At 39.8% G+C, this 13,019-nt stretch carries 11 protein-coding genes and 2 pseudogenes; 5 read left to right on the forward strand and 8 right to left on the reverse strand.

All coding sequences use genetic code 11. The features are described from left to right. The first annotated feature begins 1 nt into the window (after window position 1). The 3 genes and pseudogenes from OF158_RS13285 to OF158_RS13290 form a co-directional block, all read left to right on the forward strand. Complete coding sequence (locus OF158_RS13285; RefSeq protein ID WP_088775936.1) at window positions 2–1,129, forward strand: NAD(P)/FAD-dependent oxidoreductase; 1,128 nt, start codon at window positions 2–4, stop codon at window positions 1,127–1,129. A gap of 408 nt (window positions 1,130–1,537) precedes the next feature. After that, window positions 1,538–1,693, forward strand: a complete 156-nt coding sequence (locus tag OF158_RS17640) for an ATP-binding cassette domain-containing protein (RefSeq protein ID WP_367387804.1) — start codon at window positions 1,538–1,540, stop codon at window positions 1,691–1,693. Then, window positions 1,671–2,288 (forward strand): annotated as a pseudogene (locus OF158_RS13290) (ATP-binding cassette domain-containing protein); the annotation flags it as partial. The gene OF158_RS17640 and the pseudogene OF158_RS13290, both read left to right, overlap by 23 nt. Before the next feature lie 15 nt (window positions 2,289–2,303). Here the strand turns inward: OF158_RS13290 and OF158_RS13295 are convergent. Next, window positions 2,304–3,824 carry an IS5-like element ISBco3 family transposase gene (locus OF158_RS13295; protein WP_043052461.1) on the reverse strand — a complete coding sequence of 507 codons (1,521 nt, stop codon included), beginning with the start codon at window positions 3,822–3,824 and terminating at the stop codon, window positions 2,304–2,306. 272 nt (window positions 3,825–4,096) lie between these two features. Between OF158_RS13295 and OF158_RS13300 the strand changes: the two genes are divergently transcribed. After that, window positions 4,097–4,600, forward strand: a complete 504-nt coding sequence (locus OF158_RS13300; RefSeq protein ID WP_035183920.1) for a hypothetical protein — start codon at window positions 4,097–4,099, stop codon at window positions 4,598–4,600. Window positions 4,601–5,571: 971 nt separating this feature from the next. Here the strand turns inward: OF158_RS13300 and OF158_RS13305 are convergent. Together OF158_RS13305 and OF158_RS13310 are read right to left on the reverse strand one after the other, a co-directional pair. Next, a pseudogene (locus OF158_RS13305) lies at window positions 5,572–6,446 on the reverse strand (YitT family protein). Window positions 6,447–6,559: 113 nt separating this feature from the next. After that, window positions 6,560–7,024 carry a MarR family winged helix-turn-helix transcriptional regulator gene (locus OF158_RS13310; protein ID WP_035183918.1) on the reverse strand — a complete coding sequence of 155 codons (465 nt, stop codon included), beginning with the start codon at window positions 7,022–7,024 and terminating at the stop codon, window positions 6,560–6,562. Between the two features lie 145 nt (window positions 7,025–7,169). On the opposite strand from OF158_RS13310, the gene OF158_RS13315 reads away from it, so the two are divergent. Then, window positions 7,170–8,507, forward strand: coding sequence for an IS1380 family transposase (locus OF158_RS13315; protein WP_080966404.1), 1,338 nt, complete (start codon window positions 7,170–7,172; stop codon window positions 8,505–8,507). Between the two features lie 376 nt (window positions 8,508–8,883). On the opposite strand, the gene OF158_RS13320 is transcribed toward OF158_RS13315, so the two are convergent. The 5 genes from OF158_RS13320 to OF158_RS13340 form a co-directional block, all read right to left on the reverse strand. Next, window positions 8,884–9,699, reverse strand: a complete 816-nt coding sequence (locus OF158_RS13320) for a cytochrome c oxidase assembly protein (protein WP_035185124.1) — start codon at window positions 9,697–9,699, stop codon at window positions 8,884–8,886. A gap of 8 nt (window positions 9,700–9,707) precedes the next feature. Continuing rightward, complete coding sequence (locus OF158_RS13325) at window positions 9,708–10,190, reverse strand: DUF2243 domain-containing protein (RefSeq protein ID WP_035185129.1); 483 nt, start codon at window positions 10,188–10,190, stop codon at window positions 9,708–9,710. Between the two features lie 353 nt (window positions 10,191–10,543). Next, window positions 10,544–11,077, reverse strand: a complete 534-nt coding sequence (locus OF158_RS13330) for an ATP-binding cassette domain-containing protein (protein WP_061466630.1) — start codon at window positions 11,075–11,077, stop codon at window positions 10,544–10,546. Window positions 11,078–11,379: 302 nt separating this feature from the next. Beyond that, a complete protein-coding gene (locus OF158_RS13335; RefSeq protein ID WP_014097040.1) occupies window positions 11,380–12,795 on the reverse strand; it encodes an ISLre2-like element ISBco6 family transposase in 1,416 nt (471 codons plus the stop codon). A gap of 42 nt (window positions 12,796–12,837) precedes the next feature. After that, on the reverse strand, window positions 12,838–13,014 hold the full coding sequence (locus OF158_RS13340) for a hypothetical protein (protein ID WP_155375936.1): 177 nt from the start codon (window positions 13,012–13,014) through the stop codon (window positions 12,838–12,840). Window positions 13,015–13,019 lie beyond the last annotated feature (5 nt).

Raw genomic sequence — 13,019 nt, forward strand, 5'->3', positions numbered from 1 at the left:
AATGAAGGTTGTTGTATTAGGAGCAGGTATCGTGGGAGCAAGTGCTGCTTATCATTTAGCTTTAAAGGGTGCGGAAGTTATTAACATCGATAAAAAACATGAAGGACAAGCAACCGCAGCCGGTGCAGGGATTGTTTGTCCATGGCTTTCCCGTGTAGAAGATCCAGCTTGGTACAATATGTCGAAAGCCAGTGCCTGCTATTATCCAACCATCGTTTCCCTCTTAGAAGCTGATGACGAAACGGAGTTAGGTTATGCCGTTGTTGGCGGGCTAAGTGTCAGTAGGGATATTGAGGAATTAAAAGAGATAGAGAGAAGGATAAAAGAAAGAAAAAAACAGACTCCAGAAGTAGGCGATATTACTTATCTTGCGCCGGGTGAACCACAAAAATTGTTTCCGCCACTAGCCTCAGATTATGGCGCCGTACACGTGACGGGAGCGGCTCGTGTCGATGGACGTCTGATGCGTAAGGCATTATTAAGTGCAGCACGGAAACATGGTGCCATATATTTACAAGAAGAGGCAGATTTGCTCACTGTCGAAGGGAAAGTGACGGGTGTTAAAACCAAATCTGAGACGATCACAGCAGACCGTGTCATTGCAGCTACAGGGGCATGGACACCATATCTATTGGAACCGCTGGGGGTACAATTGCCGATTGAACCGCAGAGGGGACAAATTATCCATATTAGTTTACCGGAAGAAGATACTTCAAAATGGCCGGTCGTTCTTCCGCAAACAAGTTACTATCTTCTTGCATTCAACGATCATCGCGTTGTCGTAGGAGCAACGAGAGAAACAGGCTCGGGTTTTGATTATCGCCTGACAGCTAGAGGAGTGAGTGAGGTTCTGAATGCAGGGTTAGATGTGGCCCCAGGCTTAAGCGACGGAACGCTTCATGAGATTAGAATCGGTTTTAGACCTATGGCGCCAAGCCATATCCCGATACTCGGCTTCATTCCTCAATATGAAGGATTAGTGATTGCGACGGGATTAGGCGCATCAGGATTAACCATGGGTCCATATTTTGGCAAGCTGGCAGCCGAACTTTCTTTAGATCATCCCATCGAAGATATTGATTTACAGCCGTATGCTCCAAGTAAGTTCTTGGCAAATGTAAGCAAGTAAAAAGATAGAGTAAAGCAGTCTTTTTGATGCTTTACTCTATTATCTTTTATTTCGGATCGAGTGGATTAGATAAGAAAGTTTTCATATTTAATAGTTTACAAACCAAGTTGTAATTAGCCTATGAACAGTTGTTTCTGCTGGCATTTGATTATGGAAGTTATCAGAACTGCCGGGTCTTTAGATAAATAGAATGTCTCTCCATTTTTCCACTCGTCTACCCCTTCAACTAAAATTTGACACACGCTTGACTAAAATTTGATTAGTCTTTATAATATAAATACATTTATTATTATAAAAATCATGGTTATGACATATTTAAGTTTGAGAAACTAGATAGATAACAAATCTATTTTTAAATGAGGTGATGCTACATTGGGAGAAATCATAAAGTTTAATCACGTTACAAAAATGTATAAAAAAACAACCGCTTTACACAATTTAAGTTTTAGTATTGATTCCAACGAAATTGTTGGATTATTGGGACCAAACGGGGCTGGAAAAACCACAATTATCAAATTAATCGCCTACCTTAACCTATCCTACAAAGGGAGAAATATTAATTAACGAGAAAGTAAACAAAAAGAAGAACCCGATTATATCTTGCATCATGGAAGGTAATAGAAATTTATATTGGAAATTAACCGTTAAGGAAAATATTGAATTTTTTTTGGCGTTAAAAGGGATAAATTATAAAACGAAAAAAGAACAAATCGAAACGCTGATAGATGAATTTGAATTAGGTTCTAAACGAAACGAATTGGTTCAAAATTTATCCAGAGGTATGCAGCAAAAATTATCTATTCTTATCGCACTATTGGAAGACTCACAAATCATTCTCTTGGATGAGCCTACTTTAGGTTTAGATGTATCTACATTAAGAGATTTAGAAGAACTGATTCCTAAAATACCTTCTCAAATGAATAAGTCATTGGTCATTACTTCTCACAACATGCGTTTTGTTGAAAAGGTCTGTAATAAAATCCTAATTATTCGAAAGGGACAGTTGATCGCAGAGAAAACAATTGATGAATTTAAAAACATGGTTGATACTAAATTGGGGACAGTTAGAGTAAAGGACTTGAATGGATTAGAAGCGGAACTAAAAGAACATAGCATACCGTTTACAGAAGAAAAGATCAAATATATTAGGGCTTGCTGAACGAATCAGATTCTGTCAGATACAAGCCAAATTACGGTTATTAAAATATAAAATAGTGTTGTACAAAAATTTCAAAAAAAGAACCCTGAGCTTCCGCTCCAGATTCATTATAAGGAATTGAAGGGCTACTACTGTTTCACTGGTCTCCTGAAGGCGTGCTCGAATAAGGCCTAGCCCATACTTGCGCTTGCCTTCGCCAAATTTGCTTTCAACGGCATTACGTTCGGAGGCATCCTGCCTTGCCACGCGTTCTAAGGTTTTGTCTTCCGTTTTGGATGGGCGTCCCAACCTTGGCCCACTCAGACGAATGCCAAGAGATTTACAGTATGCTAGGTTGTCACGGTTTCGGTAGATTTTATCTGCTAAAATCGCTTCTGGATAAAATCCGAACCGGTTGTAGTAGTTCTCAATAGATTCTCTAAGGGTGATCCCTTCATTGTAATTTTCCCAGTCGAGTTGCTCAATCAAGGCATAGCCATCTACAACGCTAATGGCGACTTTTGAGCCGAATTCCACGTTCGCTTTTGCCTTGCCACGCACAATTGGACGGACATGCGGCTGGGAAATGCTCACAATCCGGTGGTCAATCCGATGTGTTTTCTTTTTGTACATTTCTGCCTGTTGGCGGTAAAGTTCATGAATCACGAGGAGTTGTCGGTATTCATCTTTGCTCAAAAGAGACAGGGAGCTTTGGGAAATGAGATTTCCAATGATCTCCAGATTCCGTTTCACATATCCAAGTTGTTTGCCGACAGCTTTCCGGATTTTCCGGGCTCCAGCTTTGCGTTGCTTAGCGACAGAAAGATAGTCCCTGCGGGCTCTTTTTCTGTAGGTCCGTGGCTTTGGTAATTTTCCTTTGTGCGGTTCATGCAGTACATCAATGATATGTTCCAGTTTCTCACGGGCTTCGTTCAAAAGCCCCAGATCAGTAGGGTAAGCAATATCAGCCGGTGCACAGGTTGCGTCCAGAATGAGCTTTCCTTTGTTCTTCGTTTTAGGAGAAGCCGATCCAGTTGAATTCTCTTCCGAAGCAGGACCGGAAGGTTGATGATCACCACTACTATGATCGTCATCATCATGGTGATCATCATCGTTGTCATTTTCCTTAGATGCTTCTTCCGATTGGCGTTCTTGTTCTTCCAGAACAATCCATTCATTCAGTTCATTGATGATGTTTGCACCCAAACGTTTTCTAAAACGAGTCATCAGAGAATGATCGAATGGGGCTTTTTCCTGGAATTCAGGCAACCCGATAAAATACTGAAGATACGGGTTTTCCGTGATCTGTTCGACTGTTTCCCGGTCAGATAGCCCAAGCCGTTCTTTGATATAGAGAGCCCCAAGAGCAACTCTGACAGAATAAGCCTTTTCACCTTTGAACTTTTTCTTGAAGGACTTGGCATACTTTTCTTCAGCCTTCCACCAAGGGATTAATTCAGCAAGACGGACCCAGCGATTTTCTTTATTTAATTTTCCACCGAATGGTAGAAAAAAATCTTCTACAAAAGTTAATTGATGTTCAGTCTTTTTGTACATCGTAACGGCCTCCAAGTGCAAGGTTTTTTACACGTTTCCTATAAAATCCTTACACTTTATATTCGACAAAAGTGGCCAAAATCCTTGTCAAATCTGGAATTTTTGTTTATTCAGCAAGCCCTATATTATTTCCTTTAAAAATGTATCTCAATTTATCGAAATATTAGATCTTTGTAAAGAAAATGGAGAAATTATTGACTTTCATTACGGGCAATTAGAATTCGAGGATCTATTTTTAAAAATAATTAACGATAGCGAGGGCGGTCAAATTGTTGCTGATGAAAGCATACATAAAGAAAGAAGCCATTCTAGCTAAGAGATATTTAGCAAACAGTATAGGCGGCGGCATTACGATCTTTCTAGTGTTTCTACTCATATTCTATGGATATTCTGGGATTGTGGGATTCAATCTAGGTAGTGATACCAAAGAGAGCCTTATATTAAGTTTTACGATCTGGATCCTCGCCCTATCCATCTATCAAAATATAACGGATTCAATTGAGGAAGAAACACAGATTGGAACAATTGAACAACTTTACCTATCGAGGTACTCATTTCTATTCGTAATTACCGTAAAATCCATTGCCATGTTGGTCATCGATTTCGTACAAATTATTGTACTGTTATTATTGATGATGATTGTCACCCAGACATTCTTAAATTTCCAAAATATACTTTCTATTATTTTTGTAACCTTCTTTGTATCCCTCAACTATTGGGGGCTGGGGTATGCTTTAGCTGGTGGGGTCTTGTTGTACAAAAAAATGAGTACTTAACTACAAATCATGCAGTTCGTGCTGCTTGGACTCATGTTTATACCTGCTGAATCCCACACACTATTTAAGCTGATTCCCTCTGTTTGGGGATTAAAATTACTAAAAGATATAATGGTTAGCAACACGAGCATCATAACTTTTTCAATGATATAAAATGAACTTAAGTTTTTCGCGTCCAAAATTCATTACAATCAGGTTAGACATTGATCTTGCAACACTGAAAAAGTAATATTGTTTTGTTCAAATTATAGAGTGACTTTATTTTTCTCATCGTTCCTAGTTTATTTTACCTGTCTGTTGGAATACTCATTTTCAAAAAAGCATTAGCCAAAGCGGTTGAAAAAGCAATCTTGGGTTTTCACTAAGTGAATGAAAAGAAAAGACTTAGCACGCAGAAAAGCTGCCAAAATAAAATGTTTACCCTTCAAACCCGAAGGCTTAAGAGGTACCGCTGTAAACAAAACATCACTTTTTAATCAATCGTATTTCGTGCCTTCGGGAAGAATTTCCATCGCTTTAAATCTGTATATATTGCCTAGATTCAGGTTCATGACTTTCCAATTTGAACGTGGAAGTCGCTGATGTTGCCAACATTGCGGGTAATGTTCTAGGTAAAAACATCTTTTAGACATCCCCCATTTTTAACGGCTTAATTTTGGGGTTTATTTTTGGATCCATTAGACTACAGGATTGAAAAATGTAAGTGTGCTTAAATCTTTGAGAACCGGTTAAGAAAAACCGGGGTGACGACCATGTCGATTAATATTCACGGCTTGTCGCACGGTCGAAGCACCAGTCATGATTAGATGCTTCAACCGGTTTTCCAATATCATTTGCAAAAGCAACACCCCTTCCCAATTTTTCTCTTATATCATCAGCATATTCTTTTTAAGTTTTTTAAATCTAAAAAATCACAGGATATTACCAATTGAAACAAGAAGATACCATGACAATCGGTGATAATATTTAAATTAATGTATGTTTCGTTTTTTGAAGTTACCGCCCCTCACTTCTGAAACATCGTACACAGTTACAAAAGCATGCTTATCAATTTCATAAATAATTTCTTTTATTTTGCTATCCTCTAATCGGTTAATGACACATGTAATTTCTTTGAATTGTTCGTTTGAATAACCGCCTTCAACCAAGTTATACGTTGCACTACGTCCCAAGCGGTCACGTATGGTTTCAACCATTAATTCAGGTTGATCGGTGATAATTTTAAAGGTTTTAGAACCGCTTAACCCTTCTTCAACAATATGAATGACTTTGGAAGCAATAAAGTAGACAATTGCAGAAAGAATTGCTCCTTGGAGGCCAAATACTATGGCGACAATAATAAAAACAAACATGTTTAAAAATAAGATGAGGTCACTTGACCCAAAAGGCAATTTTCGAGAAAGTAGTACCGCTAACATATCAATCCCGTCTAATGCACCGCCATTCCGTAACGCCAACCCCATTCCAAATCCGATAATAATACCCCCAACAACGGTTATTATCATGTATCACCTTGAATAATAGCAGGCAGGGGACGCATAAGTCTTGTACCAATAGCTAGTGAGGCAATACCTATCATTGAATAAATAGCAAAGCTTTTACCAATTTGTTTATACCCTAAAAATACAAACGGAATATTTATTACTACAATCAGAAGTCCCAGGGGCAATCCAGATAATTGAGAACCCACGATACTTAGGCCTGTTACCCCACCGTCCGATACATTATTTGGGATCAATACCGTTTCGAGTCCATATGCTGCTATAAAAGCGCCTATCATAACAGCTAATGCTCGTGATACCTTTTTAAGTCTAATGGTTCTTTTTTTCTTAGTGGTTGTATTCATTTGATTTCCCCTTTTCAACGATTTTCTCTTTAACCCATACACTTATTCATTTATTGTTTTAATTGCCACGGTAGTGCTTATTTCCAATTTCACAAGTAATGCCTGACAATAACTTAGTAACCATATTCATTAAGGTGATTTAAAAGTTCCTGCTGTATACGAAGTAAAGACTGAATATCTTCTTCAGGCATTTTTTCTATTGCGTAAATCATCGCTTGATAAGGAATTGCGTTCTTACTTGATTTCTTCGCCAATTCCTCCCCTTTCAATGTTAACTGTAGCTTTACTTCCCTTCGATCTTCTGTTGAGAGTTTCCTTTCTATTAGACCCATATTAACCAATTTATCAATACCAACACTTATTGTACTCTTTGATAATACAAGCCTTTCTGCCAGCTCTTGCTGTGTGGATTCAGGAAAAGCGAGTAAAGTATTAAGGATGGATAGTTGTTGGAGAGACAAGCCAAAATTTTCCGCATTCTTTTTCGCTAATTTAGCTGTAAATTTGCCAATAGCCGTTAATAATTGATAAATCTCCATGGCTTGCTTCACTTTCGGGTCATCATAGTTTAAGTCCATTTTACTCACACCTTTAAGAAGTAGTTCATTTATAAACTGCCTGAATCCGTGACGAAATTTTCACTTAACGTTAACCCATTCGCATGAAATCTAGTATAATAAGCATATCCATTAAATTTAACTCATTCCACATTCAGGTGATCTAATGAAAAAGTTAGTGATAGAAGCCACGAAAGAACGAATTGTTGCCCAAAGCGGTTTAGCGATAGTAGGAAATTTACTAAGTCTAACGAATTTAGCTTCCAGGTTAAATGCCTATCGACTCCCTGATATTTCCAGAAATCCCGTCTGTTCCAATGGTGATGTGGCCAAATCCTATATTGGCCTGCTTTGCCAAGGAAAAAGCGATTATGACAATATTGAAACCTTCCGCGAAGATGCCTTTTTTGCACTGGCTTTGGATATCCAAAGGGTTCCTTCCAGCCCGACTTTAAGGCAGCGACTGGACCAAGCTGCCTTGACGGAAAAATGGAAAGCGATCTTGCATGAAGAATCGCTGAATCTGATCCGCAATACAAATGCGGAAATTAGCCCAGTTTACGCCAAAGACAAGCCGTATATCCCGGTTGATCTGGATGTCTCCCCTTTTGATAACTCCAAAACAAAAAAAGAAGGAGTGGAAAGAACCTATAAAGGCTGCGACGGTTATGCACCTATGTTCGGTTACATTGGGCAGGAAGGCTACTGCCTGCATGTTGAGATGCGAAAGGGAAATGACCACTGCCAAAAAGGTACGCCGAATTTTATCAAGGAAACCATCCAATCTGCCAGGAGATTAACGGATCAGCCATTGCTTTTCAGGCTTGATTCCGGAAATGACAGCCGGGATAATCTCATCATTTTCTTGGAAGAACATGCAAGCTTTGTTATCAAACGCAATCCTCGTAAGGAAAAAGCAGAAGACTGGCTTCATATTGCCCAAAAATATGGGATCTGCTGTGAAGAACGGGAAGGAAAGAAGGTTTACCTTGGATCCATCCCCGAAACCATTCAATTAAAAGACCAGATACGAACCATCCGAAAAGTCTTTAAAGTGATCGAAAGAACCATCTCAAGAGACGGCCAGATTTTTTTGATTCCCGAATATGAATTTGAAACCTACTGGACAGATCTTGAAGTGCCGCCTCATGTGGTGATCTCTCTCTATCATGACCATGGCACATGCGAACAGTTTCACAGTGAAATTAAATCAGAACTGGATCTGGAACGGTTGCCATCGGTCAAATATGAAACGAATGGCCTTGTGCTCCATTTTGGTGTATTTGCGTATAATTTACTTCGTTTGATCGGACAAGAAAGCTTAAAAAAACAAGATGCACCATTGAAAAAGAAAGCAACACGAAGAAGAATCCGAACTGTCATCCAGAATATGATTACACTGGCTTCAAAGCTTGTTTACCAAGGTCGGCAATGGAAATTAAAAGTGACGGCGACCAACAAATGGTTGCCGACTTTTGCTCGCTTATACGATGCCTTTTACTAGACAACCAGGGTAATAAGCGATAAGAAGAAAAGCCTAAATAAACCAGAAAACTTGCAAAAAAATGGAAATTTGCAGGTTTATTTTTCGTGCCTAAAATAAATGAAATAGGAAAAAATTTACCTACCAAAGTTACAAAGATATATTTTATGAATAATCAGTTACATCTAGAAATCCACACTTGGGAAAACTACCTATTACCGATGTTTGTTAGATTTTCGTCACGGATTCAGGAACTGTTTTTATATAAACTATTTTACCCTAAAAAGGGTAAAAAGAAAAATGGACTGGATCACTTTATCGGATCCAGCCCTGATTGTTATGAATATTTCTAAATGAATAGGGACATCATCATTCATCTTCATTGTTTTTTCACATTTTAATCTACATATTTGCCGTTGCTTATGGCTGAACTGCGGGGGCGGGCTGCCTTAAACCATTGCAAACAAAGGATATAGATTATTACCATGTCAATAGCGTCTCCCCCATAGTACATGATCATGCCCCCTACTTTTGCATCTTCTAATGGGATTCCAACAGGAGGGTTTGCATAGATATATTTTGATAATATGTCATGACCAGCCAATGCAATAATCAATACAATCGCGCGGTACAAAAAAGAAACCTGGTGTGGCATTGGATCAAATGAAATCATTGAAACCGTAAATAGATAGCCTGCAACAAATACATGAAAATGGATGAAGAGATGTAAAAGCATGCTTTCGTGCATGAACGCGTATAATTGAGTTGTATACAAAACCCAAAGCCCTCCTATGTCTAGGAAGGATGCAACAACGGGATGGGTATACAGGCGAGACGGCCAGCTCCTTAAAACCCTTGTAAGACGTCTCCCATTGGGAATGCTAATCGTCCGCAAAACAAGCGTCATCTGTGCAGCTAACACCATTAGCAATGGTGCCAGCATACCTAAAAATAAATGGCAGATCATATGGGCTTTAAAATCCACTAGCGCACGATTTGCTAACGGTCCTGTAATAGAAATAGCGACGAAGAAAATACTTAAAGTAAAGCATACTGTTCGATAAAATGACCATGGTTTAAAACGCCGACTTGAAAAGATTACAGCATAGAAATACAAAATCAACAGCATCACAAATGGCAGAAATATCAGTAGTTGAGGGAAAATCCCGGCGCCAAAGTAGTTAGAAGGATGGATATGATCATAATGATTCATAGAACGGTTTACCTCGATTTGTTTTGTGCCCAAAAAATAAGAATAAGACCTATCATGATGATCATCACTGCACTGATGTTCCATACTAAATCGTACACAATCACATTTTCAACATAACGAATTTGATGGATTCGCATGATTTTATGCTGGATGGTCCCATCGTATAGCTGAAATCCACCAACCCCAACACATACGCCACCCCACCATTTAAGCAGCCATAATCCATTTCGGCGGCGAAGATCAGCAAGCATAAACAGACCCCCGATCGTCGTAAACCAACTAAACGCGTGAAACAGCCCATCTGATACCAATCCAATAGCAGTCGAGGATTTGTCATAAAAATGGTGCCAATGTAGTATTTGATGAAAGACAGCCTCATCAAAAAAGGATACGAGGCCGATGCCAAATATGAATCCTGACCAAAGATTTCGTTTTGAAAAAGCGATACGATTTGCAGCATTTCCATTTTCTTTTTTATGAACCCTCTCCATTGCCATCGATCACTCCATATCAGTTCTTCCATCTGTAATATTATTTCCAAAATCATATGGAATATTTCGCGTTTGCTGAAAGAATCCAATTTTGACTTTGTCAGCAAGCTTTGCCTCAATATATAGAAGAATGCATCTGTCGAAAATACGTAAATTCTACTGGAAACCTTATTTTTGGAGCAGAAGTTATCTCCTCTTATCAACTGAGGGGCATCATTAGAAAAAATCAAGAAGTCCTAATAAATGAGCGGCTGCCCCCCACTAAATCAAAGATTTAGAAAGGGACCGCACCGCAATAATTGGTCAAATACCAATAGATGGCACAGCAATTTGTCTTAAAAATTTTATAACATTCAAATAAACTCAACCCTTCCGCATACAGAAGACACGGCTGAATCGTGAGTAGCAATAATGATGGTTTTTCCTTGCTTATTTAAGTCTTGCAGAATGCGAAGAACTAAATCACGGTTTTCAGCGTCTAACGATCCCGTTGGTTCATCTGCAATGATAAGCTTAGATGGTTTTAAGAGAATACGCGCTATTGCAACTCGTTGTTGTTCACCTCCCGACAGTCTGAAGATTTTCTGGTTAAGGGAAGCATCAAGCCCTACTCTGCTTAGTGCCTCCCGTTTTAATTTATTTTTTTCACTCAAGGATTTTCTCGAATAGGCAAAAGGAATTTCAAGATTTGCATGAATGCTTTCTCCATCAATCAATGCGAAGTTTTGAAAAAGATAAGAAATGTAATTACGTCTAAATAAATTGGCTCGATGAGATCCAACTCGTGGAGCATCCTTGCCAAACAGCTTTATTGAACCACTATTTGGCCTTTCGAGTAAGCCGATTAAGTTTAACACGGTAGTCTTTCCTGAACCACTTTTACCCATTATCGGTATGTGTCAAGTTTTTCTCGACAAGGTTTAAATATCGGGTATTCCAAGACACTCTTTTTGTACACTTTCGGCTACCGTGCTTTACTTGCTCGGTGTAATTTTCGGAAAAGATGTAATATTTCCGTATAAAGATGGATAACGGGGATGTTGAGGCGCGCGAAATTCACTCGCTTTCCGCGGTCGGCCGGCGAGCCTCCTCGCTCGTACCTCGCTGCGGGGTCTCTCCTGGCTCGCTTTTCCCGCAGGAGTCTCGTAAATTTCGCGCGCCTCAACGATCAGTCCCCACTGAGCCAGGCTTAAAACGAAAGCTCTAATATTTTGCTTAAATGTCCCATTGCCGATGAACTGCTTGAATGCAGGGCAACTGATCCGTGCTTTACGCCCACTGACGGGCGTACAGGCTGCTTGAGCAGTTGAGACATCCTGATGAATTGTTTCAAGTTCCGTTGCTTTCTCTCGCTTCTTGAACGGTGTTTCAGATAGACTTCTCTCAATGTCCCATTGAGTATGCCTTGTTTGATTTTCACCATGGCTTCTGCGCCAAGTTCACTCCAATGCATGCCCCTTTTTTTCATCCTGAAGGAGATATGCCTTTGATTCGATTCCATCGCTCCTAGGCCTCTCGCACCTTCCGGCACGTTTTTCACCCTGTCTCTCCAGTCAAAAATGCGGTCCCAGTTTTTCAAGATATACGAACGGAATTCCTTGATTTTCTTGAGAGCCTTTTTATCCGTCAAGGTGCTTTCGTGCGTATCCAAATATAACGTGAGTTGGTCCAGGTCATGCGTTCTAATCGCTTTTCTAATTTGCTCCTTGATCTCGCTCTTTCCGCCCCCAAATGTCCTTATGATGGCTTGTGCAACGTGGTAGGTATCCAGCTGGTTGAGCACCGGAAATTCCGACTGTGAGAAAGCTGTTTGAAACCGTTCAGCTGTGTATCCCGCACCTCCATCACTGTTTGTAATGACATGCGTTTTTTCGAGGGAGTAGGTGTTGGCAGCTGTGGCTTGGACTTCATCCCAAAATGTCTGGATGGCTTCCGTTGTCATGATGACTGTGGGCTGACGCAGGGAGACCCTTTTACCATTGGTTTGCCATCCCTCATAGAGAATGGCGTGGTGGACTTCCATACTCTGTTTCTTTTTTAGTCCCCGAACGAATACACCATCTGCTTCAGAAAACAGGTAGTCTACCTTCTTCCCCTCAGGCAGGGAAACAGCTATTTCTAGCTCTTCTACAAGTGCCTTATCGGCTTCCGCCTGAGTTTTCCCTACGTGTTTTACCATGTTCCCTACAGTTGTGTGACTAAGACTCACTGCTGTCCACTCTTTTAAAATATCAGCTACTTCCCGATAGGTGTTCTCACTTGCCAACTCTGCCACCTTTAATTCCACTAACGGGCTGTATCGTTGGTGTGGTACCAGCCCTAACCATTCATCCAGAGGATAATGGGAATTTCCTCTCTTGTCATGCATTAATGAACGTTTAAAGGTCACACTTCCAAATAGAAACTGAATGTTTCTGTTATCACTCCGGCAGTACACCCAGCCCTCCTCTAACTTCTCCTGTTTAATTATTTTATCTAACTCTTCAAATATTTCCCCAACCCATTGTGTAAAAGCCTTCTGCATCAGAAGTTTAAGCTGTTCTTCAAATTCGATAAGACTCTTTGTATCCTTTAATAATCCAGCAATTATTGATATAATATCCATGGGAAGACCTCTCTCTCTAGATGTTCATCTTGAAGTGTACAATTAGATGATAGAGCGTCTTCCCATTTTTTTCCACTCATATGCCCCGTCGAGTAAAATTTTACACATACCCATTATCGCAACCATATCTCCTTCTTCAATTGATAACTGAAAGTCGTCCAGTACGACATGGTCATCGTATTTTTTAGTGATATGAGCAAGTTCGCAGATTGTTCCCATGGAGC

It is taken from the genome of Weizmannia sp. WK01 (assembly GCF_025905465.1).
In the GTDB taxonomy this organism is placed as follows: Bacteria; Bacillota; Bacilli; order Bacillales; family Bacillaceae_C; genus Weizmannia; species Weizmannia faecalis.